This is a genomic window from Luteimonas cucumeris, assembly GCF_007830035.1.
GTDB classification, from domain to species: Bacteria; Pseudomonadota; Gammaproteobacteria; order Xanthomonadales; family Xanthomonadaceae; genus Luteimonas_C; species Luteimonas_C cucumeris.
In genome coordinates this window covers 158721-182209 of sequence record NZ_VLKN01000003.1, presented here as the reverse complement: position 1 = coordinate 182209, position 23489 = coordinate 158721, and the positions used below count along the sequence as shown (strand labels likewise).

18 protein-coding genes are annotated in these 23489 nt (G+C 65.6%); 9 read left to right on the top strand and 9 right to left on the bottom strand.

From position 1 onward, the window contains the following. Positions 1 to 4 precede the first annotated feature (4 nt). Positions 5 to 571, bottom strand: coding sequence for an elongation factor P (gene efp, locus IP90_RS06930; protein ID WP_144898890.1), 567 nt, complete (start codon positions 569 to 571; stop codon positions 5 to 7). A gap of 110 nt (positions 572 to 681) precedes the next feature. Between efp and epmB the strand changes: the two genes are divergently transcribed. Both epmB and IP90_RS06920 read left to right on the top strand, forming a co-directional pair. After that, a complete protein-coding gene (epmB, locus tag IP90_RS06925) occupies positions 682 to 1698 on the top strand; it encodes an EF-P beta-lysylation protein EpmB (RefSeq protein WP_144898889.1) in 1017 nt (338 codons plus the stop codon). A gap of 88 nt (positions 1699 to 1786) precedes the next feature. Beyond that, a complete protein-coding gene (locus IP90_RS06920; RefSeq protein WP_144898888.1) occupies positions 1787 to 3865 on the top strand; it encodes an EAL domain-containing protein in 2079 nt (692 codons plus the stop codon). Positions 3866 to 3881: 16 nt separating this feature from the next. Here IP90_RS06920 and IP90_RS16750 read toward each other — a convergent pair whose 3' ends face one another. Further along, positions 3882 to 5495, bottom strand: coding sequence for a pyridoxal-phosphate dependent enzyme (locus IP90_RS16750; RefSeq protein WP_199753419.1), 1614 nt, complete (start codon positions 5493 to 5495; stop codon positions 3882 to 3884). A gap of 114 nt (positions 5496 to 5609) precedes the next feature. On the opposite strand from IP90_RS16750, the gene IP90_RS06905 reads away from it, so the two are divergent. Further along, positions 5610 to 6089 carry an Lrp/AsnC family transcriptional regulator gene (locus IP90_RS06905; RefSeq protein WP_144898887.1) on the top strand — a complete coding sequence of 160 codons (480 nt, stop codon included), beginning with the start codon at positions 5610 to 5612 and terminating at the stop codon, positions 6087 to 6089. A 27-nt stretch (positions 6090 to 6116) separates the two neighbouring features. On the opposite strand, the gene htpX is transcribed toward IP90_RS06905, so the two are convergent. Continuing rightward, positions 6117 to 7016 (bottom strand): protease HtpX, encoded by a 900-nt coding sequence (gene htpX, locus IP90_RS06900; RefSeq protein WP_144898886.1) that lies wholly within the window; start codon positions 7014 to 7016, stop codon positions 6117 to 6119. A gap of 46 nt (positions 7017 to 7062) precedes the next feature. Here htpX and gluQRS point away from each other — a divergent pair, with 46 nt between their 5' ends. The 4 genes from gluQRS (at position 7063) to phbB (IP90_RS06880) (ending at position 10277) form a co-directional block, all read left to right on the top strand. Further along, positions 7063 to 8040 carry a tRNA glutamyl-Q(34) synthetase GluQRS gene (gluQRS, locus tag IP90_RS06895; protein ID WP_144898885.1) on the top strand — a complete coding sequence of 326 codons (978 nt, stop codon included), beginning with the start codon at positions 7063 to 7065 and terminating at the stop codon, positions 8038 to 8040. Between the two features lie 45 nt (positions 8041 to 8085). Continuing rightward, positions 8086 to 8826: a beta-ketoacyl-ACP reductase gene (gene phbB / locus IP90_RS06890; protein WP_144898884.1), complete on the top strand. Its 741-nt coding sequence runs from the start codon at positions 8086 to 8088 to the stop codon at positions 8824 to 8826. 153 nt (positions 8827 to 8979) lie between these two features. Next, positions 8980 to 9468: a polyhydroxyalkanoate synthesis repressor PhaR gene (gene phaR / locus IP90_RS06885; RefSeq protein WP_144898883.1), complete on the top strand. Its 489-nt coding sequence runs from the start codon at positions 8980 to 8982 to the stop codon at positions 9466 to 9468. A gap of 68 nt (positions 9469 to 9536) precedes the next feature. Further along, the gene (gene phbB, locus IP90_RS06880) at positions 9537 to 10277 is read left to right on the top strand and encodes an acetoacetyl-CoA reductase (protein WP_144898882.1); all 741 of its coding nucleotides are present in this window, start codon (positions 9537 to 9539) and stop codon (positions 10275 to 10277) included. Between the two features lie 164 nt (positions 10278 to 10441). Here phbB (IP90_RS06880) and IP90_RS06875 read toward each other — a convergent pair whose 3' ends face one another. Continuing rightward, a complete protein-coding gene (locus tag IP90_RS06875; RefSeq protein WP_144898881.1) occupies positions 10442 to 11356 on the bottom strand; it encodes a M48 family metallopeptidase in 915 nt (304 codons plus the stop codon). A gap of 84 nt (positions 11357 to 11440) precedes the next feature. After that, on the bottom strand, positions 11441 to 13267 hold the full coding sequence (locus IP90_RS06870) for an SUMF1/EgtB/PvdO family nonheme iron enzyme (protein WP_144899233.1): 1827 nt from the start codon (positions 13265 to 13267) through the stop codon (positions 11441 to 11443). A 202-nt stretch (positions 13268 to 13469) separates the two neighbouring features. Here IP90_RS06870 and rnd point away from each other — a divergent pair, with 202 nt between their 5' ends. After that, entirely contained in the window at positions 13470 to 14570 is a 1101-nt protein-coding gene (rnd, locus tag IP90_RS06865; RefSeq protein WP_144898880.1) for a ribonuclease D, read from the top strand. Positions 14571 to 14661: 91 nt separating this feature from the next. Here rnd and IP90_RS06860 read toward each other — a convergent pair whose 3' ends face one another. The 4 genes from IP90_RS06860 to IP90_RS06845 all read right to left on the bottom strand — a co-directional run bounded on the left by IP90_RS06860 (position 14662) and on the right by IP90_RS06845 (position 21680). Continuing rightward, complete coding sequence (locus IP90_RS06860) at positions 14662 to 15381, bottom strand: M15 family metallopeptidase (RefSeq protein WP_425477084.1); 720 nt, start codon at positions 15379 to 15381, stop codon at positions 14662 to 14664. A 13-nt stretch (positions 15382 to 15394) separates the two neighbouring features. Next, positions 15395 to 16972 (bottom strand): serine hydrolase, encoded by a 1578-nt coding sequence (locus IP90_RS06855; protein ID WP_144898878.1) that lies wholly within the window; start codon positions 16970 to 16972, stop codon positions 15395 to 15397. Positions 16973 to 17188: 216 nt separating this feature from the next. Next, a complete protein-coding gene (locus IP90_RS06850) occupies positions 17189 to 20188 on the bottom strand; it encodes a TonB-dependent receptor (protein WP_144898877.1) in 3000 nt (999 codons plus the stop codon). Between the two features lie 70 nt (positions 20189 to 20258). Beyond that, entirely contained in the window at positions 20259 to 21680 is a 1422-nt protein-coding gene (locus IP90_RS06845) for a transglutaminase-like domain-containing protein (RefSeq protein WP_144899232.1), read from the bottom strand. Between the two features lie 359 nt (positions 21681 to 22039). Here IP90_RS06845 and IP90_RS06840 point away from each other — a divergent pair, with 359 nt between their 5' ends. Next, on the top strand, positions 22040 to 23452 hold the full coding sequence (locus IP90_RS06840) for a C40 family peptidase (RefSeq protein ID WP_242007511.1): 1413 nt from the start codon (positions 22040 to 22042) through the stop codon (positions 23450 to 23452). The last annotated feature ends 37 nt before the right edge of the window (positions 23453 to 23489 follow it).

Below are 23489 nucleotides of genomic sequence, written 5' to 3'. Positions count from 1 at the left end.
ATCGTCACTTCACGCGGCTGACGTACTCGCCACTGCGCGTATCGACCTTGATGATTTCGTCCTGGTTGACGAACAGCGGCACGCGGACCACGGCGCCGGTTTCCAGCGTCGCAGGCTTGCCGCCGCCGCCGGAGGTGTCTCCGCGCACGCCGGGATCGGTCTCGGTGATCTTGAGCTCGACGAAGTTCGGTGGCTGCACCGCGATCGGCGTGCCGTTCCACAGCGTGACCACGCAATCCTCCTCGCCCTTGAGGTACTTGGCCGCGTCGCCGACGCCGGCCTTGTCCGCCTGGACCTGCTCGAAGGTTTCCTGCTGCATGAAATGCCAGTGTTCGCCGTCCGAATACAGGAACTGCATGTCGGTGTCGACCACGTCCGCCACTTCCACCGAGTCGGTCGCCTTCATCGTCATTTCGACCACGCGGCCGGACTTGATGAAGCGGTACTTGATGCGGGTGAACGCCTGGCCCTTGCCCGGCTTGACGTACTCGGTCTCGGTGATGATGCAAGGCTCGTTGTTGACCAGAATCTTCTGCCCGGTCTTGACGTCGTTCATGCCATAGCTGGCCATCTGCAACTCCTGCGGATAGAGGGGAATCCGCCGCAGCCGGAGGTGCGACGAATAGAATGGAGGCTGGCCGGACCGCATCCGCGGCCTGCGGCAATGATTCCAAGGCGCAAATGATAACCGCAGCCCCCATCCCCCTACACGTGGCCGTTCCGGCGCCGCGCTGGCAGCAGCTCTGGCGTGACGCCGTGCGCGATCCACGGGAACTGCTGTCCATGCTCAGCCTGGATGCTCTGGCGGCCACCATCCCGGATGCGGCCGCGGCGCAGTTTCCGCTGCGCGTACCCCGCGGATTCGTGGCCCGCATGCGCCACGGCGACCCCGATGACCCCCTGCTGCGCCAGGTGCTGCCGATCATCGACGAAACCCGGGTGGTGCCGGGTTTCGGGCTGGATGCGGTCGGCGACGCCGCCGCGCGCGCGGCCGAAGGCGTGATCCGGAAGTATCGCGGCCGCGCCCTGCTGGTCGCCACCGGCAGCTGCGCGGTGCATTGCCGTTACTGTTTCCGCCGTCATTTCCCGTACGCGGACGAAACCGCTGCGCGCGACGGCTGGCAGGCGGCAGTCGCCGTGATCCAGGCCGACAGCAGCATCGACGAGGTGATCCTGTCCGGCGGCGATCCGCTGTCGCTGGCGACCGCAAAACTTGAGGAACTGACCCGCGCGCTGGCCGCGATCCCGCACGTGCGCCGGCTGCGCCTGCATACGCGCCTGCCGGTGGTGCTGCCGGAACGCGTCGACGATGCCCTGCTCGCCTGGCTCCGCAGCCTGCCCTGGCCGGTGGCGGTCGTCATCCACGCCAACCACGCCCACGAGTTCGATGCCGCGGTCGATACCGCGCTGGCGCGGCTGCGCGATAGCGGCGCCACCCTGCTCAACCAGGCGGTGCTGCTGCGCGGCGTCAACGATTCCGCCGAAGCCCTCGCCGCGCTGTGCGAACGCGGCTACGCGGCCGGCGTGCTGCCCTACTACCTGCACCAGCTCGACCGGGTGGCCGGCGCGGCGCATTTCGAAGTTGCCGACGACCGTGCCCGCGACCTGCACGCCGCGCTGGTCGCTGCGTTGCCGGGTTACCTGGTGCCGAAGCTGGTCCGCGAGGTCGCCGGCGACAGTGCGAAGCGCGCGCTCTGATCGAGCGTTTTTCCCACTGCATCAATGTATTGCATCGATGGTTTGATGTATTTTGGCGGCTGGCCCAGTGACCCCGGGGAGCTAGCGGATGCAGACAGGCAGGGAAACGACGGTGCGCTTGCTGGTGGTGGACGACAGCGTCGAGGACGCCGAGGCCATCGTCAGCGGCCTGCGCAATGGCGGTCTCGCCGTGCGTCCGTCGCGTCCCGAGAACGCCGCGCAGCTGGCGGCGATGGTCGGCTCGCAGCCGCTGGACCTGGTACTGGCCGCAAAGACGGCGCAGCAGGTCAGTGCCGCCGAGACGATGGCGATCCTCGACGCCAGCGGCAAGGATCTGCCACTGATTCTGCTGCTGGACAAGCTAGACGATACCGCCCTGCTCGACGCCGTGGCGCTGGGCGCACGCAACGTGGCGCTGCGCGGCCGCATCGACCACGTGCAGACCGTGGTCCGCAGCGAATTTACCGATCTCGAGGCGCGACGCGGCCTGCGCCGGCTGGAAGCGCAGATGCGCGAGACCGAGCGCCGCTGCGACGCGCTGATCACCTCCTCGCGCGACCCGATCGCCTATGTGCATGAAGGCATGCACATCCGTGCCAACGACGCCTATCTGGAAATGTTCGGCTTCGAATCCTTCGACGACATCGAAGGCATGTCGCTGCTCGACCTGGTGGCACCAGCGCACGTCGACAGCTTCAAGCAGCTGCTGAAGGGCATGAGCAAGGGCGAGGCACCGCCGCCGCGATACGACCTGGAAGCGCGCGGCCTCGACGGCAACACCTTCCCGGCCTTGATGGAATTCACGGCCGCCACCTACGACGACGAATCGTGCCTGCAGATCGTCCTGCGCCGCCAGGAAACCGACCCGGCACTGGCGCGCGAAGTCGAGGAACTGCGTCGCCGCGACCAGGTCACCGGCCTGCTCAACCGCCAGACCTTCCTGCATGCGCTGGAGTCGGCCGTCTCCGAAGCCGCGCAGAACGGCGCCAATCACGGCCTGCTGCTGATCGAACCCGACCACCACCAGCAGTTGCTGCAGGAAATCGGCCTGGACGCCGCCGACGCGCTGGCCGCCGCCCTGGCGCAGCGCCTGCAACCGCTGCTGGGCGAAGACGACGAGGCGTCGCGCTTCGGCGAATACAGTTTCGCGGTGCTGGCCCGCGACAGCGATCATGCACGCACCGCGCAACTGGCCGAGAACATCCGCGCCGGCCTGGCCAAGGCCGTCATCGAAGCCGGTGCACGCTCGCTCAGCATGACCGTGAGCATCGGTGGCGTGCAGATCAGCGAACGCAACGCCAGCCTGGCCCCGATCCTCGCCCGCGCCAGCGAAGGGTTGCAGTCCGCGCTTGGCGTCGGCGGCAACCGGGTCGAGCTCTACGATCCGGGCGCACTGGACCGCGCCGAGGAGGAACGCATCGAAGCGTGGGTGTCGCGCCTGCGCAAGGCCATCGACGAGGATGGTTTCCTGCTGCATTACCAGCCGGTGATCAGCCTGCAGGGCGAGCCCGGCGCGATGTACGAATGCTTCCTGCGCCTGGATGGCGGCGATGGCGAACTGGTGCAGCCGCAGGCGTTCCTGCCGATCGCCGAGGAACACGGACTGATCGCCGAAATCGATCGCTGGGTGGTGAAGCGTGCGATCCGCATCATCGGCGAACGCTCGCGTGCCGGGAAACCGGTGCAGTTGCTGGTCAAGATCACCCAGGCCTCGCTGGGCGACAACGTCCTGCTCGATCTCATCTCCGAACAGCTGGCATCGCAGCGCGCCGCGGGCGAGTGCCTGATCCTGCAGCTGCCCGAATCCAAGGTGTTCACCCACCTCAAGGCCGCGCAGGCCTTCCTCGTCGGCGCCGCCAAGCTCGGCTGCCGGGTCGGGCTGGAGCAGTTCGGCTCCGGCCTCAACTCGATCCAGCTGCTGGCGCATTTCAAGCCGCATTTCGTCAAGATCGACCGCGGCTTCATGCAGGACCTGAGCAAGAACGACGAACAGCAGGTGCGCGTGCGCGAGATCGCGAAAATTGCACGCGAGGGCGACATCCGCAGCATCGCCGAGTTCGTGCAGGACGCAGCCAGCATGACGTTCCTGTTCAGCAGTGGCGTCGATTACGTGCAGGGCCACTTCCTGGCGATGGCCGGACCGGACATGAACTACGAGTTCGAGTAGCAGCGCGTCCTGCTGCTCAATCCCGGGTGTCGCCGGACAGGGTCGTGACCAGCATCGAGGGCCGTCGACAGAATTCCTGGTACCAGGCCGACAGCCGCGGCCGGCCCACGCCGAAGGGGTAGAGATCGCGGAATTCGATCCAGCTCAGCGCGGTGGCCAGCGCGATCCCGCCGATGCCAACGGGAGCACCCAACCCGAGCTCACGTTCGACGAAATCGCAGCCGGCAGCGATCTTCTGCAATTGCGCCTCGTGCATGTCGGGCCAGCGCAGTGACGGCGGGCGCCGCTCAGCCTCCCAGCGCATCGCGATACCTGCGTCCGCCATGCCCTGGGCCAGGGCCTGCAGCCGCAACGCCTGCCAGCGTTCCGCTGCGTCCTGCGGAATCAGCCGTTCGCCGGCGTGCAGGCCGTCCAGGTACTCGCAGATCACGTTCGAATCGAACAGCACCGTACCGTCGTCGCAGATCAGCACAGGCACCTTGCCGAGCGGATTGAGCGCGAACACCTCCTCATTGCGCCGGGTCGGACTGGTTTCGTGGTGGATCACCTGCAAGGTTCCGGCGAGGCCGGTTTCATGAGCGGCGACCAGCACCTTGCGTGCATGGGGCGAGTGCGTCTGGTAAAGGAGTTTCATCGATCGGTCCTTGGGCTTTGAAGCGGAAAGTCGTGGCGGTGGCCACTCATGCCAGCGGCGTTCGCGCATCCCGGTCTCGACATTGCGGCCGCACAGCAGGGTGGCGACGCGCTGTCCGGCGAAACGCTGCGGCTCCGCCAGGATCGCGGCGATACCGGCGGCGCCGGCCGCTTCGACGATCCTGCCCAGGCGCCGGTGCGCGAGCGTCATCGCTTCGAAAAGCGCCTGCTCCGATACCGAGACGACGGCATCGCAGCAATGGCGCAGCATCGGCAGCGTCGCTGCGATCGGTACGCGCACCGCGATGCCGTCGGCGATGGTGTCGGCACGCGCGGTTTGCACCACGCGTCCGGCGTCGAGCGAGAGTTTCATCGCCGGCGCATTGCTCGCCACCACGGCGATGACTTGCGTACGCGGCGCCAGATGACGCAGCGCCGTGCCGACTCCGGCGAGCAGGGCGCCGTTTCCCAGCGGCACGATGACGACGTCAAACGTGCCGGCCGCGACCAGCTCGATGCCGATCGTGCCCGCGCCCTCGGCGATCGCCGGCTCCGCGCCATCCTCGACATGGCGCAGCCCACTCACCGCGGCGTATCGCCAGGCCGCGTCCTTGGCCGCGTCGAAATCCGCGCCGAGCAGTCGCACTTCGGCGCCGAAGCGACGCATCGCCTCCACCTTGACCGGATTGGCGTTTTCGGCGGCGAACACGCTGCAGCGATGGCCACGCTTGCGCGCCGCCCATGCCAGGCCCTGCCCGAAGTTTCCCGCGGATGCGCACACTACCGCTTCGCCTGGCGCGAGCGCGGTCGCGGCGAAGAACTCCGCGCCGCGTCCCTTGAATGAACCAATCGGATTCTCCGTTTCCAGCTTGGCCGAGAGCCGGCAACCGAGCATGTCATCGAGGGCGGCGTCGGTGAGGATCGGCGAATCCAGGAAGGCCGGATCTATCCAGCGCGGCGCCGTCAGGATGCGGTTGATGTCGATGCTGGAAGCCATGCGTTCTGAGCCACTGCGGGAGTGCGCTCATGCTAGGGTTCCGCCATGCGGCCCGGCCGCGTATAAAGCCCTGCTGACGGGGAAATTCCCCGCACTTTTGTCGGGACGCGCCGAATGTCATTTGAACTGGACAAGTTCGATCGCAACATCCTCGCCATCATCCAGTCCGACGCACGCCGTCCCGCCGAAGCGATAGGCGCCGAGGTCGGCCTGTCGGCGTCGGCCGTGCAGCGACGCATCGCCCGCCTCCGCGACGAAGGCGTGATCGCGGCCGAAGTGGCCGTGGTCGACGCGCGACGCGTCGGACGGCCGTTGACGATGATCGTCGACATCGAGGTGGAACGAGAGCGTCCCGAACTGGTCGCCGGGCTCAAGCGCTGGATCGCGGACGAGCCCGCGGTCCAGGAAGCCTGGTATGTCACCGGCGACGGTGACTACGTGCTGGTGGTCACCGCCCGCGATGTCGACGACTACGACGCACTGATGCAACGGCTGGTGGTGGAGAACACCAACGTCCGCCACTTTCGCACCCGCGTCGCGCTGGGCACGCTCAAACGCGGCCTGCTGGTCCCGACACTCCCGCCACAACCATGACCGGCCTGCGGCAAAAGCGCCTGCAAATCAGGCGGCCAGCCCCTGCCGCAGCGATTCTTCCGGCGTGTTGCGCAGTGCCGTGATGCGCTCCTCCAGCGGCGGATGGCTCATCAGCAGCTTGCGCAGGCCGTGGCCGATCGCGCCGCTGATGCCGAAGGCCGCCACCTGCTTGGGCAGGGTGTTGACACCGTGGTTCAAGGACAGCTTCTGCAGCGCGGCGATCATCTTGCCGCGTCCGGCCAAGGTGGCGCCGCCGGCGTCGGCACGGAACTCGCGATAGCGCGAGAACCACATCGCGATCATGCTGGCGAACAGCCCGAACACCATGTCCAGCACGAACACGGTGACGAAATAGCCGATACCGCCACCACCGCTGTCGCGGCCGCCGCTCATCCAACCATCGATGGCGCGGCCGACCACGCGCGCCAGCACGATCACGAAGGTGTTCAGCACGCCCTGCAGCAACGCCATCGTCACCATGTCGCCGTTGGCGACGTGGCTGACCTCGTGGGCCAGTACCGCCTCGGCCTCATCGCGGCTCATGTGCTGCAGCAGGCCGGTGGACACCGCGACCAGGGCATTGTTGCGGTTGGCGCCGGTGGCGAAGGCGTTGATCTCCGGCGCGTCGTAGATGGCCACTTCCGGCATGCCGATGCCCGCGGCCTCGGCTTGGCGGCGCACGGTGGCCACCAGCCACTGTTCGCTCTCGTTGCGCGGCTGCTCGATGACGTGCGCGCCGGTGCTGCGCTTGGCCATCCACTTGGAGATCGCCAGCGAAATGAAGGAACCACCGAAACCGAATACGGCCGCCATCACCAGCAAGCCGGCGCTGCTGGACGCGTTGATGCCGAAGATCGCCATGACGATGCTGAGCAGCGCCAGCACGGCGAGGTTGGTGGCGAGGAACAAAGCGACGCGCTTCAACATTGCGGAGGTCCGGAAGGCGCAGGATGCGCCATGTCGGTGCCAATCTATGGGGCGCTCGGTTAAATTCAAGTCAGCGCAATCGTGCGCGCAAGCTGCGTCAGCGACGGATCCAACCTTGAATCCACCCTCGACCTATCGCGGCCGATTCGCGCCCTCGCCCACCGGGCCGCTGCATTTCGGTTCGCTGCTGGCGGCGTTCGGCAGCTGGCTGATGGCGCGCCACGCCGGCGGCGAATGGTGGGTACGGATCGAGGACATCGATCCGCCACGCGAAGTGGCCGGCGCCGCCGCCAGCCAGCTCGATACGCTGGCGGCGTTCGGCCTGCAGTCCGACGCGGCGATCGTGCGCCAGAGCGAACGCAGCGATCTCTACCAGGCCGCGCTCGACCGCCTGCTCGACAGCGGCCAGGCCTTCGTCTGCCATTGCAGCCGCAGCGACCTGGCCGACGACGGTGGCGTGCATCGTGCCTGCGTGGCTACGCAGGCACGCCCGGATCCTGCCATCCGCCTGCGCGTGGCGCCCGGTACCGTGGTCGCGTTCGAGGACGGCCTGCAGGGAACCGTTCGACAGGACGTGGCGGCGGAAGTGGGCGATTTCGTGCTGCGCCGCGCCGACGGCTTCTGGGCTTACCAACTCGCCGTCGTGGTCGACGACCACGCGCAGGGCATCAGCGACGTGGTCCGCGGCGCCGACCTGCTCGATTCCACGCCGCGCCAGATCCTGCTGCAACGCGCGCTGGGCCTGCCGACGCCCCGTTATGCGCACCTGCCGCTGGTGCTCGACGGCGACGGCCGCAAGCTGTCCAAGTCGGAGGCGGCATGGCCGGTCGATCCGGCCGCACCCCTGCCCGCCTTGCGCGCGGCATGGGCGATGCTGGGCCAGGCGCCTATGTTCGATGACATCGCGTCGGTCCCGATCCTGCTCGAAACGGCGCGGCTGACATTCGATCCGTCGAGGATTCCGCGTGTGCCGGCGCTGCCCCTCGCCGCATTGCACAACACGCACGTCACCAACGCTGACTAGAATCGGATGGCCGCATCGACGGCCACACCACTTACGGAGAAACACATGACGGCACGCATCGCCCTGGTCACCGGCGGCACAGGCGGTATCGGTACCGCCATCGTCAAGCGGCTGGCGAACCTGGGGCATCGGGTCGCCACCAACTATCGCAATGAGGAAAAAGCGCGCGACTGGCAGCAACGGCTGCAAGCCGAGGGCTACGACATCACCTTGGTCAAGGGCGACGTGTCCTCCCCGGAAGAAGCCGAAGTGCTGGTGCGCGAGGTCGAGCGCAAGCTCGGGCCGGTCGACATCCTGGTCAACAATGCCGGCATCACCCGCGACACCACCTTCCACAAGATGACCCCGCAGCAATGGAACGAGGTGATCAACACCAACCTCAACTCGGTCTACAACATGACCCGGCCGGTGATCGAGGGCATGCGCGAGCGCAAGTGGGGGCGCGTGATCCAGATCAGTTCGATCAACGGCCAGAAAGGCCAGTACGGCCAGGCCAACTACGCCGCCGCCAAGGCCGGCATGCACGGTTTCACCATCTCGCTGGCGCAGGAAAACGCCCGATTCGGCATCACCGTCAATACGGTGTCGCCGGGCTACATCGGCACCGACATGGTGATGGCGGTGCCGGAAGAGGTCCGCAACAAGATCGTCGCGCAGATCCCGACCGGTCGCCTGGGCAGCCCCGAGGAGATCGCCTACGCCGTGGCCTTCTTCATTCCCGACGAGGCCAGCTGGATCACCGGCGCCAACCTGTCGGCGAATGGCGGGCAGTACATGGGGTGGTGATACCGGGATTCGGGGCTGGCGACGGCCCGCTGCCACGGGCGGGATGAAGCCTGATCTTCCGCCTTTCCCGCTTTTCGACCCCAGCCCCCATTCAGGTTGCAAGCCCTGCTGCACTGCGCCATGCTCGGCCCCCAGCTTCCGCCGGACCTGCGCATGGCCAACCGCATCATCAAGAAGTACCCGAATCGCCGGCTCTACGACACCGAGATTTCCAGCTACATCACGATCGAGGACGTGCGCCAGTTGATCGTGGATGGCGAGGAGTTCGAGGTCCGCGACGCCAAGAGCGGCGAGGACCTGACCCGGCAGGTGCTGCTGCAGATCATCGCCGAGCACGAGCAGGACGGCGAACCGATGCTGTCGACGCAGCTGCTGAGCCAGATCATCCGTTTCTACGGCGACTCCCTGCAGGGTTTCATGGGCAGTTATCTGGAGCGCTCGATGCAGATGTTCCTGGAGCAGCAGAACCAGTTCCGCCACCAGATGGGCAGCATGCTCGGGCAGACGCCATGGGCGATGATGAACCAGCTGACCGAGCGCAACCTCGAGCTGTGGAAGGAATTCCAGCAGACCATGGTCGGCGGACTTGGCCGCACGGGCGATGCAGCACCCCAGGACCCGGCCAAGTCGCGGGTGAAGTGACTCCCCGACTAACCCGAAATCCGCGCCTGGTGCGCGGATTTTTTTTGGCCGACAACGGAACAACAAGCATGAGCAAACGCGTGGCCGTGGTGAGCGGCGGCATCGGTGGACTGGGCACGGAAATCTGCAGGTCGCTGGCCGATGCGGGCCGCACGGTGATCGCAGCGGACCTGGACAGCCGCCCGCAACGCATCGACGAATTCCTGCGCGACATGGATGGCCGCGACGTGAGCTTCGAGCCGCTTGACGTCGCCGACTTCGATGCCTGCGCCGCGCTGGTCGGAAAAGTGCAGGCCGGACAAGGCGCCATCGACATCCTGGTCAACGCCGCCGGCATCACCCGCGACACCACCCTGCGGCGGATGGATCGCGTGCAATGGGATGCGGTACTGAACGTCAACCTGGACGGCGTGTTCAACCTGTGCCGGCATGCGGTGGATGGCATGGTCGAGCGCGGTTTCGGTCGCGTGGTCAATATCAGTTCGGTCAACGGCCAGACCGGCCAGTTCGGACAGACCAACTATTCCGCCGCCAAGGCCGGCATGCATGGCTTCACCATGGCGCTGGCGCGCGAGGTCGCACGCAAGGGCGTCACCGTGAACTCGGTGTCACCGGGATACTGCGAAACGGCGCTGGTGATGGCAATCCCGGAAGACATCCGCAACGGCATCGTCGACAAGGTACCGGTAGGGCGGCTCGGCAAACCGCAGGAAATCGCACGTACCGTCGCCTTCCTGACCGCCGACGATGCCGGCTTCATCACCGGTGCGAACATCCCCGTCAATGGCGGGCTGTTCATGAGTTTCTGAAGCTGCTTTTGTTCTTCGCCGGCCTGCGTATGCTCGCGGACCCGCACGCGAGCGGAAGCTTTTGGCAGCTTACCGCAAGAGCAGCGGAGCAGCTCCGCTCACAACAGCAAAGTCACTGGGTCTTGCGCGCCGGCTTCGAGGGATGGCGTGGAACAACAACGGCTCTATTGAGCTCCGGAAGCCCCAGACTGCTCGCAGTACTTCGCCCGGTACTCCATCGCCTTCGGCATCAGCGCCTGCAGGTTGCTGATGCGCGTACCAGGATTCGGGTGCGTCGAGGCAAATTCCGGCGGCGCCTGGCCGCCGCTGGCAACGCTCATGCGTTCCCACAAAGGGACCGCCTGCTGCGGATCGAAACAGGCCGCCGCAGCCAGCATCAGGCCGACCTCGTCGGCCTGCGTTTCGTGGCTGCGCGCGTACGGCAGCATCATTCCGTACCCGTACGCGGACATCACCATCTGCTGCGTCTGCGCATCCATGCCGCTGGCCGCGCCGGCGACCTGGCCCAGCTGTGCCAGGCGCTGCTGGGCCATACGTTGCGCGCCATGACGCAGCAGTGCGTGCGCGATCTCGTGGCCCATCACCACCGCCATCGCGTCGGCATTCTGCGCGACCGGGACCAGCCCGGTATAGACCGCCATCTTGCCGCCAGGCAGGCAGAACGCATTGGCCTGGTCGGACTGGATCACGTTGACTTCCCACTCGAAGTCGCGCGAGAAGTGCTGCGGTTGCAGGCCGTGTTCGGCGGCGAGCGCAGTTTCGACGGTTTCGACCTTGGCGACAAGGCGCTGCGCGATCTCGCGTACCTGCCTGGCGACCGGCGAGTTCGGATCGACCGGCTGCTCCTGCTGCAGGATTTCCTGATAGGCCTGCAGGCCGAGCGCCTTCTCGTCGTCCGCGGACAGGCTGCGATCGATGACTACCTTCTCTCCGGTCATCGGATCGGTGCTGCGGTTGGAGAACCAGTAGTACGCGGCGTAGCCGGCAAACAGCAGCAGCACCCACCAGCGGATACCGCCCCCGAAGCCGCGACGGCGCGGACCGGCCTGGCCGGTGTTGCCGAAAGGATCAACTCGCATGTTGTCTCCTTGGAGCTGGGGCTGATAACGAGAAGCGAACCACAAGCACGAGTTCCGCAGCATTCCTGCCCGGACCCCAGCAGATTACAACTCGCGCACGACGCGGAATCCCACCCGCGCATTGGTCAAATCCGCCGACGCCGACATGCGCCAGGCCGAGCGCGTCTGTGCCGGCGAACTGGCCCAGGAGCCGCCGCGGATCACGCGAGTGCGGCACCCCGGATTGAGCCATGCTCGCCCATCCGTCGGCGCGCGTCGATAGCCTTCGTGCCAGCAGTCGGCGACCCATTCGCTGACGTTGCCGGCCAGATCGTGCAGGCCATGACGGTTGGGCTTGGCACTGGCAACCGGCGCCGGCCCCCAGAAACCATCGCCATAACCCTCGAAGGCGTTGCTCCAGCTGCGCCCCGAGGGCGAGCGATCGAGGCTGCCGGTCAGGTTGCCTGAACCCAGCGGTGGCATGTCGACGCCCCAGGGCCACGGGCCGTCGCTGCCGGCGCGCACCGTGTATTCGAATTCCGCTTCGCTCGGCAGGCGATAGCGATGGCCGGTCTGCTGACTGAGCCACTCGGCATAGGCCTCCGCATCGCGGGCGCTGACGTGCAGCACCGGCAGCTGGTCGCTGGCCGGCCGCCCGGCATAGTCGCTGCGCCAATCGACGCCGCTGCGACGCACGAAGTTGCCGCTGCGCTCGTCGTAGACGATCGAATGCCCGCGCCGGGAAGACCGCGCGCGATGTCCGGTGGCCTGCATGAAACGACGGAATTCGCCTACCGTCACCTCGCTGCGCGACATCGCGAAACCGCGGTCGAAACGCACGTAGTGCGACGGCCATTCGGCCTTGCTGGCGCCGTCCTCGTTTTCCTTGGCGCCCATGCGGAAGCCGCCATGCGGCACCACCGCCATCTGCGGGCCGCGTCCGCCATCACGCATGGCGTCGGTGAAGGTCTGGCCCGGACGGAACAGGCCGTAATGGGCCGCCAGTTCGATGCGCTGGCGCAGATCGGCCGCGGCCGCGTCACCAGGCGTGGCGATGCGCAGCACGTCGGCCAGCTTGCCGCGCGCCACTGCCAGGCCATCGTCCTTGCCCAGTGCGGCGATGCCCTCGTCGTGCCAGCTTCGTACCAGTCGTGCACGGGTCGCTTCGATGCGCGCCTTAGCATCGGTGATCGTGCCGCTGCCGGGCCGTAACGGCGCGGCCTGGTTCAACCAGTAACGCGCGGCGCCGAATTCGCCGCGTTCGGCCGCACCTTCCGCGCGCCGGATCAATCCGCTCTCGACCGCGGCCAGTCCTTGCATCGCACGCGGCTGTCCCGGGCGCAGCGTGAGGACCGCGCGGAACTTGCGCAGCGCGCCGTCCATGGCCTCGCCCAGGCGGCTGTCGCGCAGGTCAGCCTCGCCCTGCTCGTTCAACTGCAACAGGCGATCGGCCACGTCGACCCGGGTCAGGTACAGGATCACTGCCGGATCGGCCGGATCCACGGTGCGCGCGACCGCGGCGATCTCGTGCGCACGGTCCAGCGCCTGTTCGTCATGGTCGGTCTGGGCCAGCGCGACGTCGCCTGCCTTCAGCAGTTCGCCCAGCGCGCGCTTCAGGCCGGCGCGCGCCATCTCGTCATCCGGCGCCAGCTTCAGGATCGCCAGGTACAGGGGGATCGCTGATTCCGCGTCGGCATATAAGCGCTGCTCCCTGACCGCCTTGGCGGCGCTGCGTCTCGCCGCCGCCAGTTGGTCCGGTTCCAGCACCACGGCCGGCACCTCCCAGCTCAGCAGGTCCGCGGCGCGATCGTCGCCGCTGATCGTCACCGAGGGCGCGTTGCTCTTCGGCGCAACAGCGCGGCCGGCGCCCTCCGTGCGCGGCTTGGGCGCGACGTCATCGCGATCGCAGGCTGCGCACGACAGCAGCAGCATCAGCACGGCAAAAAGGACGCGCAAATTTCCTCCAGTCGGGCAAGGCTTTCCGCGGATCTTCCGGCACCATGCAATGCGAATCATGGCCCGCACGTTAACTGCCTGCGCCGCTTCCTGCCACCTGGCCGCGATGACGGCCGTTTGACAAGCACACCACCTCCGCGGTTAGGCTCGCTCCCTTACCCGCTGCGCTGAATCGCCTTTGTCGACCTGGATTTCCGACCCCGAAGCCCTGTCCCTCCGCATCGCCACGCGCCCGACGCGGATCGGGCTGGACACCGAATTCATCCGCGAGCGCACCTACTGGCCACAGCTGGCGCTGGTGCAGATCGCGATCGACGACGAAGTGCTGCTGGTCGACTCCCTGGTACCCGGCATGTGCACGGCACTGGCGCCGTTGCTGGCCGACCCGACCGTGCTGAAGATCATGCATAGCGCCAGCGAGGACCTGATCGCGTTCCAGCGCGCCTGCAACGTCGTGCCACAGCCGCTGTTCGACACCCAGATCGCAGCCGCGCTGGCCGGCATCGCCGGAGGCATCGGCTATCAGCGGCTGGTGCAGGAACAGTTGGGCGTTGCGCTGGACAAGGGCGAGACACGCTCGGACTGGCTGCGCCGGCCGCTGTCGTCGTCGCAACTGGAGTACGCCGCCGACGATGTACGCCATCTGTTCGCGCTGCACGACCTGCTCGATGCGCGCCTGCGCGAACTCGGTCGCAACGGCTGGCTGACCGAGGACGCGGCGCGCCTGGCTTCCGGCAGCGCCGCCGATGCCAGCGAGCGCTGGCCGCACCTGGCGATGCGGGCCGCGCAATACCTGGATGCCGAGGCGCAACGCCGCCTGCTGCGCCTGCTGCGCTGGCGCGAACGGCAGGCGCGCGACAGCGACCGGCCGCGCAGCTGGATTCTCGACAACGAACTAGCCGTGGCGTTGGCGCGCATGCCGCCAGCGGATGCGCGTGCCTTGCAGGCGCAGCTCGACGCCCATCCCAAGGCACCTCGCAAACTCGGTGCGGCCATCTGGCAGGCATTGTCGACACCACTGCCGGACGAACCGACGATGCCGCTTGCCAGCGCAAACGATCGCGACAAGACCCGCCTGAAGCGCATGCAGGACGCCGTTTCCGTGCGCAGTGCCGAACTCGGTTTGCCGGACGGCGTCCTCGCCTCGCGCCGTCATCTGGAAGCGCTGCTCAATAACGGCGTGTGGCCGGAAACGCTGTCCGGATGGCGCAAGGCGCAGCTGGAGCCGGTGCTGGCGCCGTTGCTTGTGGCGGGTGATGCCGCGTCCGCTGAAAGCTGACGCGGCACGCCACAACGCCATCTTCCGAATGTAGTGAGAACCTGCTTTCTTGCGTTGCAAGCACCGTCCTGCGGTGACGCTTTGCGACAGCTCACCGCACCGGAAAATCGTAGGCCATGTCCGGCGTTGGCTCCGGCTTGAACGTGAAGTGCCACCACTCCATCGGATAGTTCTCGAAGCCATGACGCTGCATGGCTTCGCGCAGGCGATGGCGATTGGCGCGCTGCGTGGCATCGACCAGCGGCGAATCGGTGTTGGCGATCGACCCGAAGAAATCGAAACCGGTGCCCATGTCCAGCGGCTCGCAACGGCCGTCGGCCGCACAACGCATCAGGGTCAGGTCCAGCGTGGCGCCGCGGCTGTGCCCAGAGGTGGGCGAGATGTAGCCGCCGAGCAGCTCCTGCTTGTCCAGGTCCGGGTAGTAGTCCGGCTTGGTGCGCACATCGCGCACATCCTCGACCCAACGCATGAAATGCAGCACCGCGCGGCGTGGCCGATAGCAATCGAAGATCTTGAGGCGCAGATTCTCACGTCGCAGGTCCTGCTCCACGCGCTGCAGCGCTTCGGCGACATCGCGATGCAGAAAGCATTTGCCTGCTTCGTAGCCTTCGACCGGAGCACCGACGAAGTTGTCGCTGCCGGCATAGCGGATTTCCAGCCGCATGTCCGGCACCAGCGCCTGGATGTCGACCATGCCGGCGTCCGCAGCGTTCGCTGCCGGCGAGACATTGACGGTGGACTCCCGTCCGTTCGACGTGCAGGCAGCGATCGCCAGCAGCACACATGCCAGTGTTGCGCCACGCGCAAGCATCATGCCGGCCATCTCAGGGACACCCGCGAACGCGACTGAAATGCAGGTCTTCATAGTCATAACTGAAGTCGGCGTCGGGATCGATCTTGGCCATGGTCATCGCGGCGGGCTGATTTTTTCCGGCTGCGACGAAGGCCAGCCATGGCTCGGTATCCACGCTTTCCGCGTCCCAGTCCACCAGGAAACGATCGTCGAGCTGCATCACCTTGCCGGCGAGCATCGGCGATTTCGCCGACGTGAAGTGCACGGCGTCCTGTTTCGGACAGATGGATACTTCGCCGAACCAGGGATCACGATAGACGCCGAGCCATTGCTGCATCGCCGTGCTGCTGGCGGCGATACGCAATGAGGTGTCCGGCACCGGTCTGGCCGCCGTTTCGTCCTTGTCTTCTGCCGCGATCCGTTGCGCGTAATACGCCAGCGTCCGCTTCTGTGCCGGCGCGGTGAAGTGCTTCACCAGCGTCTGGTTCAGGACCGTGCGCGCCTCGTCCGCATCGGCGTTGATCAGGATCACGAAGCCGATATTCTTTTCCGGCAACAGGGTCAGTGCCGAGTACATGCCCGACAGCGTGCCGGTATGCGACACCTTCTGCGTGCCGTCGACGTCGGCCAGGCGCCAGCCGTAGCCATATGCCGAGTAATGGCTGCCATCCCAGTCGCGCATCCGTTTCGACAGCGGCATCGTCATCTGTGCCGACCACACCGCATCGCGCTGCGCCTGCGACAGCCACGGCTTGCCGTCGACCAGGCCGAAGCGATCCGGCGTCAGCCACATCTTCGCCCACGTCAGCATGTCATTGAGGCTGCAACGGATCCCGCCGGCGGCCGCCATCGGGATCGCCTCGATCACATCGCCATCGCCACCGGCCACCACGTTACGGCCGTCCCGTTGCGAATGCGGTTGCGCGACATTGCCGACTTCGTCGCGCCGCCATTCGCCCACCTGGCAACGCGTCAGTGCCAGCGGCTCGAAGATCTCGCGACGGACCAGTTCCTCGTATGGCGCGCCGCCTACCGCGGCCGCCACCTCGCCGGCAACGATGTACAGCGTGTTGTCGTAGGCATAGCGAGAGCGGAAGCTGTACACCGGCTTGAGATGAGCCAGCCCCGCGATGACGTCATCACGCGTGAATGCGTTCGGTGACGGCCACAGCATCAGGTCGCCCGCGCCGGCGCCCATGCCGCTGTTGTGGATCAGCAGGTCGCGCACCTGTATCTCGCGCGTGACCCAAGGGTCGTACATGCGGAACCCGGGTAGGTGCTTGATGACGGGATCGTCCCACTTCAGCTTTCCCGCATCTACTAGCCGCGCCAGCAACGCCGCCGTCATCGCCTTGCTGTTGGAGGCGATCTTGAACAGGGTCTCCGGCGTGATCTCGTTCCCACTTCCCACGGCGAGCTCACCGGCGGTACGCAGATAGACGATCTCGCCGTCCCGCACCACGCCGACGGCGAGGCCGGGCAGGTCGTAACGAGCGACGGCATCGTCGAAGGCTGCATCGATATCGGCGTCTACGGGCTTGACCGCATGCGCGGACAGCGAGGCGATCGCCAGCAGGGCGAGAATCGCTTGGAACCACGGTTTTTTCATGCGATGGAAACCTCGCTGGCGCCGCCGCATATTCTGCCGCGGCGCGTAGTTGAAAGAAGCACGCATTCGCGGCCACTCAGGGAAAATCAAAACCAGCGTGCGTCGACTGGCCAGTGGCAGACCACAGCTGCGCATGAATCTACTTGTACTTCCGCAAAAAAAGGGCGGCCCGGTGAAGGGCCGCCAAAGGGATATACAAGGTCACTCCGCATGCACTCAGAAACTGTAGGTCACCAGCAACTGCATGTAGCGCGGCGACTGCCACACAGTCCCCTGCCCGAAATAGGGCATACGCGTTCCGGGGGTACTTTCGTAACGGGAATGCACATTGACGACCGCTTGGTCGTTGAGCACGTTGTAGATGGAGAAACGCGCCTTCAGGTCGATGTCCGCGAACGGCGTAAAGGTCACGTTGAGGCCCAGATCCTTGACCCACGGCAGTCGGCCGAACGCGCCGCGCGGCGAGTACTCCAGTTGCCGCGTCGTGTAGTCCGAACAACCCGACACGCACAGCCAGCCCGAACCGCCGCCGCTGAACTCGCCCGGACCGCCGGCGCTGCGGTTGTCGTTGGGCCAGCGCACGCCAAACGCGGTGATGGGGCCGCCCGAAATGGCGGAGAACGTGGCGCCGAAGCTGAACATGTCGTTGAGCTTGTAGCTGCCACGCAGCTTGAACTGGTGACGGTGGTCGTTGAACAGGACGCCATGGCGTTCATTGACGGCGGGGTGGTCGTAGTACTGCACCAGGTTGGTGTCGGCGTAACCCGTATCCGAGTTCACCGGGCCTTCGATGTTGCCCTCGGACTTGGACCACACGTAACTGGCATTGAATGCCCACTTGTCGTCCCAGGCACGATCGAGCTGGAATTCGACCGCCTTGTAAGTGCGCTTGGGCTTTTTGTAACCCATGACCGCGCCGCTGCCGGATGCGATGTAGCCATCCTTCGAATTGTCGAAGGTGACCCAGCTTTCGGTATCCGGACACCACAAGGTGTTCTTTTCGCCGGGATTGAGGATCGGCCAGTCGCCGGAATACCAGTCACACCCTTCCACGTGGTTGGTGCGCACGTCTTCCACCGCACGGGTCGTCTCGCGGTAGGTGGCGTTGACACCATACGACCATTCCTGGTTGATCGCCTGCTGGAAGCCCAGGATGTATTCGTCCTGGAACACCTGCTTCAGGTCACGAGCCACCGCAGTGCGCACGTCATCGGGCGCAGGCGCGTTGCCTTCGGTATTGACCGGGCCGATCTGCGAACCAATGTCAGGCAAGAGGTAGGTAGCGCCGGTGACAGGATCGGTCTGCTGGGTCCAGCCATCGAGCACGTAATAGGTGTGTTCGTCCGTGGTGCCGCCGCCGAAATAGTCGGTGAGCTTGTTGGTCAGCGGAATGTAGTAGCGGCCGGCGTTGCCGAACAGTTTGGTGGTGCCGTCACCCTTCATGTCCCAGCTGAAGCCAAGCCGCGGCGAGATCATGTCGCTGAAATCGGCCTTGGCGAAGGTCGCGCCCGACGCGAGCGTGTTTTCGAACTTGTCCGCACGCACGCCCAGGCTCAGCAGCAGGTTGGGGGTGACGCTCCAGTTGTCTTCGATGTAGATGGCCTGCGCCTTGGTCGAGACTGGCGCACCGGTGATGTATCGGCGCGCATCGACGTAGGCCGTCACGCCGACGGGCACGTCTTCACCGTTGGGAAGCTCACGATCCTCCGGGTCCGCATCGGCGGGTATGCCGAGCACCGTATAACTCACGCCATCGCCCGGATATACCCTCGAACTGTCCGAATCCATCTCTTCCTGATCCAGGCCGAAGCGCAGGAAATGGTCGCCCAGGGTCCACTCGAAATCGAGGCGCGCCGCTTCGCGCTTGTCGTAGCGGCTGTTGATGCTGCTGTTGGTCGGATGACAACCTTCCTGCACCGTCGCGTCGCCGAACAGTTCGGTATAGCTGCTGTCGCGGGAAACGATGCTGCATGCGGCGTCCCCGGGGCTACTGCTGAGGGCGCTGCGCTCGTTCACGCCATACATGGCCTTGGCGGAAAAACTGTCGGTGAAATGTCCCGTGTAGGTGAGCGACCAGTTGTCGCCGCCCGAACCGGAGTTGGAATCGCCACCCAGCTTGCCCAGCGTGTCGGTGTCCCAGGTGTATCCGTAGTTGGTGGTGACCGACTCGGCCTCATCGGAGAAAGCCAGGAATTCCAGCAGGTGATTGTCGGTGATCTTCCAATCCAGTTTGGTGCCCCAGAAATCGTCGTTGCTGTCGGTGAACCAGGCTTCGGTCGTGTCGATGTCCCTGGAATCTCCGTCGCGCATCTCGTACATCGCGAAGAAGAACAGCCTGTCCCTCACGATGGGACCGGATGCCCACAGATTGGTCTTGAACAGCGAGCTTTCATCACGGCTTGTCCGATCCCGCTCGTCCACCGTGCCATCGGTGTGGAAGTGGTCTTCCTTCGCGGACTTCCATCCCGACGGCTCGAACGTCAGTCCAATACCGGCGTGGAATTCGTTGCTGCCCGAGCGTGTCACGGCATTGATGACGCCACCGGTGCTGCGACCGAATTCCGCCGAATAACCACCGGTCTTGACCTGGAATTCCTCGTAGAAGGCAAATGGCACCGACGAATAACCCTGGCGAAGGTACGGGTCGGTCACGTTGAGGCCATTGATGTAAACAGCGTTCTCCGCCACCGACGATCCGCCGAACGTCAGGCCGCCGAAGGTGGCTCCCGTGGCAACCACTCCGGGGGCGAGCAGGGCCACTGATGCCAGGTTCTGGTCGACCGGCAGCCGCGCCAGTTCCTGACGATTGATATTGGTCGCCGTCTCGGTGGAGCGGACGTCGACGCGGTTGATGACGCGGGAGCCGACCACGGTCACCGTATCGAGGTCACCGATGCCGCCCAGATTCACCGTGGTCGTGCCACCCACGCCGACGCTCACGGGCACGGGCTCACCCACGGCCTGGCCTTCGCGACTGACCTGCACGCGATATTGGCCGATCGGCAATTGGCTGAGACGGAAGCTGCCGTTGGCATCCGCCGTCGCGGTACGGGTCAAGCCGGTCGCGGTGTTGGTCACCGTGACCTGCGCACCGGCATCGGCACGGCCGGCCACCGCGCCTGTGACGCTCTGCGCGAGTGCAAGGGGCGACAAGGTCGCCAGACATGCCCCCATTGCCATGCAAAGTACGGTCTTACGCAACGCGCGACTGTTCATGCCCCTCTCCTGCCCCATGTTTTATGGATGTATGCGTTATGGATGGCTGACGTTGTGGATCGATACCGCGTCAGTTGTTCTTGCGTCCCTTCTCCAGCGGGAGGATCTTGACCTTGAAGTCGTAATCCCACTGGTCGAAATACAGGTTGCCGCCGCTCCACTCGACTTCGCCGCGTTGCAGATCGACGGTTTCGGAGCGGAAATGCTGTTTTGCCGGCACGAACTCCCGGCTGTAGTCGTCGTTGAAGGCGATGCGATAGGCATCGAAGCCGCCGAGATAGAACCACTCCAGCCCGGAAGCCGGATCGAAGCGACCGGTGGTCACGTCCATCGGCACCCAGCCGTACGGCGCCAGGTACATCCAGCCCCAGTCGTGCAGGTTCCAATAGTCGCCGTCGGAATAGACCATGCCCGACTGCCAGCGCGCAGGGATGCCGTTCATGCGCAGCAACGTCATCAGCAGCAGTGTCTGCTGGCCACAGTCGCCATGTCCGCTGCGCCTGACGTATTCGGGAATGTTGCTGATCGTCGAATACTCGCGCGCTCCGGCCCACGGCACCTTGTCGACGGCGGCGAACAGCTTCTGCGCGATGCGGTACGGATTCTTCTCGTCGCCGACCACCTGGGCCGAGAACAACCGCAGGTCGTCGCTGAACACTACGTGCGGCGCGCGTTCGTCCACGAACGGCGCCAGCTCTGGCGTGATCTCCACCGGCACGACCTTGTCCGGATCGATGTCGAAGTACTGGCCGTAGATGGTGACTTCGTAGGTGATCGAGAACTGTGTGGGCTGTCCGGGCTGCGCAGGCTTTTCCAGATAGACGGTGCGTTGCAGCGTGGACTCCGGAGCGATCTGGTGGTTGCCCGGCGTGCTTTCGATGAAGCGGATGTCTTCCTGCTGGCCGGGGCGTGCGCGCGGGAACGGAATCCACGCGCGCACCGTTTCGCCCGCGGGCACCGCATCGGCGTTCACCGTGATGCCCTGGGTCACGCGGATGCGGCGCGGCGCGACGCTGCTCTTGCCTAGTGCGATGGCCTGGTCGCGCACCTCGCGATGGTGGGCGTTGAGCGTCGACATCTGGCCATCGCTGAGTGGCGGCAGCTTGGGGTCGCGACGTGCCAGCGCCTCGTCGCTGAGCCGGAACAGATTGGACGGCGAGCGGTTGAAGTACAGCCGCTTGCCGTCGATGACCTGGTGCTCGAACAGCCCTGCCGCGTCCCACTTCGCGAACTCGTCTTCCTTCAGGTCGGGAATCTGCTTGCGGACGCGCTGCTCGACATCGTCGCGGCTCAGGGTGAGGTCCAGCAGGATGCGGCGCATGCGTTCGCGCTGGAAGCCGAGCGCGTCGCGCGCCGGCGGATCGAGACTGGAATCGGTCAGCGCCTGGGTGATGCGTGCCTCGGCCTGCTGGAAATGGCCGGCATCGATCAGGGCAATCACTTCCGCTTCGGCATCGGCCGTGGCGGAAGGCGTAGCGGCGAACGCCACCATGACGGCTGCGGCCAGCACTACCGCCGCAAGCCATTTCGCGCGAAGGCGCGGCCGTGAACGGTTTTTTTCCACTGGTCGCAAACTGCCCAACGTACGGCCCCCTCGATAGCCCCGTAACGGATGTGTAACATGCGTCCGCGCCCAGCGTCAATAATTTATTCTTTTGATCTATGCTATAAGAAATACGTATTCTGCAGCGCACCAAAAACAGCCGAGCAACACGCCGTCTCGTAGGGGAAAAAATCGATGCAGCAGCCCGTTCGTGCTCCACAGCCGGTGGTCGCCGCCGGATGGTCGTCAGCCTGCGATGTGTTCATCGCAATGTGTAGTTCGTCTTTCGTCCGCAGGAACATGGCGCCGTGACCATCCGACACATCCTGTTCGCCGGCGCCCTGTCGCTGCTCGCAGCCTGCGCCACCGCACCGGTTCCCGCCTCGCAGCCGGTACCGCCGCTGGCGACCGACACCCGTGGCGTACCCGGCATCGACAGTGCGCACCTCGATCCGGAATTCTGGATACGTCGCCAGCAGCAGGCCGACCGGGTCGTACTCGATCGCGCGGCGATCGCCGCCCAGAACGCACGCCTGCTGCAGACCGACGATTCGGTGCGCGACGTGGCCGCGCTGCCGGCGACACTCGATGGCACGCAGATCAAGACCTGGATTGGCAATCTGTCGAAACGTCCGAGCCGCACGCTGTACGACGTGCAGGGCCGCCCGGTGCCGGCGAACGCCATCGACGCGTTGATCCGCAACCTGGCTCTGTCGTCCGTTCCGGCCTCGCAGGCCACACGATACGGTCTGGTCACGCATCGCGCCGACCTGCGCACGTTTCCGACCCGCCTGCGCGTATTCAGCCGCCTCGGCGATACCGACATCGACCGTTTCCAGGAAAGCGCGCTGTTCCCCGGCACGCCGGTGGTCATCGCTCACGAAAGCCGCGACGGCAAATGGTGGTTCGTGGTCAGCCCGCGCTATGCCGCGTGGCTGGAAAAGGATCGCGTCGCGGAAGGCGACCGGCAGGCTGTGTTCGATTACACGCGCAAGACGCCTTACCTGGTGGTGACCGGTGCCACGGCGCGCACCGTGTACACGCCCGAGCAGCCGCAGGTGTCCGACCTGCAGCTGGACATGGGCATACGCGTGCCGCTGCTGCGCGACTGGCCGGCGGACCAGCCGGTCAACGGCCAGCATCATTTCGCCTCGCACGTGATCGAACTTCCGATCCGCGGCAAGGACGGCAAGCTGGATTTCACGCCCGCGTTGTTACCCAGCACCGCGGACGTCAGCGGCGACTACCTGCCGCTGGACCGCGCCCACCTGCTGCGCCAGAGCTTCAAGTTCCTCGGCGAGCGTTATGGCTGGGGCCATTCCTACAACGCGCGCGACTGCAGCGGCTTCGTGTCCGAGGTATATCGCAGTTTCGGCATCACGCTACCGCGCAACACCAGCGACCAGGCAGTGAGCCCGGCGTTCAACCGCATCGCTTTCAGCGAATCGGACGGTGCCGAAAAGCGGCAGCAGGCGATGCGCGACCTGCAGGTCGGCGACCTCGTCTATATCCCGGGCCACGTGATGATGGTGATCGGCCACGACAAGGGCATGCCATACGTCATCCACGACACCAGCGGCGGCGCCTGGCGCGGCAGCGACGGCCGCAGGGTCGAGGGCAAGCTCAACAGCGTCTCGGTGACGCCCTTGTCGACGCTGCTGTTCAACGACGAGCAGACCTACGTCGACCGCATCACCAACATCCAGCGCATCCGTCCGTGAGCGGGCCTTTCGAATCTCTCACGTCGATTACGAACAC

Excerpts from the sequence above, each read along its gene's own strand:
- IP90_RS06905 (WP_144898887.1), top strand. The coding sequence starts at position 5,610 with ATGTCATTTGAACTGGACAAGTTCGATCGCAACATCCTCGCCATCATC.
- phbB (WP_144898882.1), top strand. The coding sequence starts at position 9,537 with ATGAGCAAACGCGTGGCCGTGGTGAGCGGCGGCATCGGTGGACTGGGC.
- IP90_RS06920 (WP_144898888.1), top strand. The coding sequence starts at position 1,787 with ATGCAGACAGGCAGGGAAACGACGGTGCGCTTGCTGGTGGTGGACGAC.
- phbB (WP_144898884.1), top strand. The coding sequence starts at position 8,086 with ATGACGGCACGCATCGCCCTGGTCACCGGCGGCACAGGCGGTATCGGT.
- htpX (WP_144898886.1), bottom strand. The coding sequence starts at position 7,016 with ATGTTGAAGCGCGTCGCTTTGTTCCTCGCCACCAACCTCGCCGTGCTG.
- IP90_RS06860 (WP_425477084.1), bottom strand. The coding sequence starts at position 15,381 with ATGCTTGCGCGTGGCGCAACACTGGCATGTGTGCTGCTGGCGATCGCT.
- phaR (WP_144898883.1), top strand. The coding sequence starts at position 8,980 with ATGGCCAACCGCATCATCAAGAAGTACCCGAATCGCCGGCTCTACGAC.
- epmB (WP_144898889.1), top strand. The coding sequence starts at position 682 with ATGATAACCGCAGCCCCCATCCCCCTACACGTGGCCGTTCCGGCGCCG.
- efp (WP_144898890.1), bottom strand. The coding sequence starts at position 571 with ATGGCCAGCTATGGCATGAACGACGTCAAGACCGGGCAGAAGATTCTG.
- IP90_RS06875 (WP_144898881.1), bottom strand. The coding sequence starts at position 11,356 with ATGCGAGTTGATCCTTTCGGCAACACCGGCCAGGCCGGTCCGCGCCGT.
- IP90_RS06870 (WP_144899233.1), bottom strand. The coding sequence starts at position 13,267 with ATGCTGCTGCTGTCGTGCGCAGCCTGCGATCGCGATGACGTCGCGCCC.
- IP90_RS06855 (WP_144898878.1), bottom strand. The coding sequence starts at position 16,972 with ATGAAAAAACCGTGGTTCCAAGCGATTCTCGCCCTGCTGGCGATCGCC.
- IP90_RS06845 (WP_144899232.1), bottom strand. The coding sequence starts at position 21,680 with ATGGTGGCGTTCGCCGCTACGCCTTCCGCCACGGCCGATGCCGAAGCG.
- gluQRS (WP_144898885.1), top strand. The coding sequence starts at position 7,063 with ATGGGGCGCTCGGTTAAATTCAAGTCAGCGCAATCGTGCGCGCAAGCT.
- IP90_RS06850 (WP_144898877.1), bottom strand. The coding sequence starts at position 20,188 with ATGAACAGTCGCGCGTTGCGTAAGACCGTACTTTGCATGGCAATGGGG.
- IP90_RS16750 (WP_199753419.1), bottom strand. The coding sequence starts at position 5,495 with ATGGCTTCCAGCATCGACATCAACCGCATCCTGACGGCGCCGCGCTGG.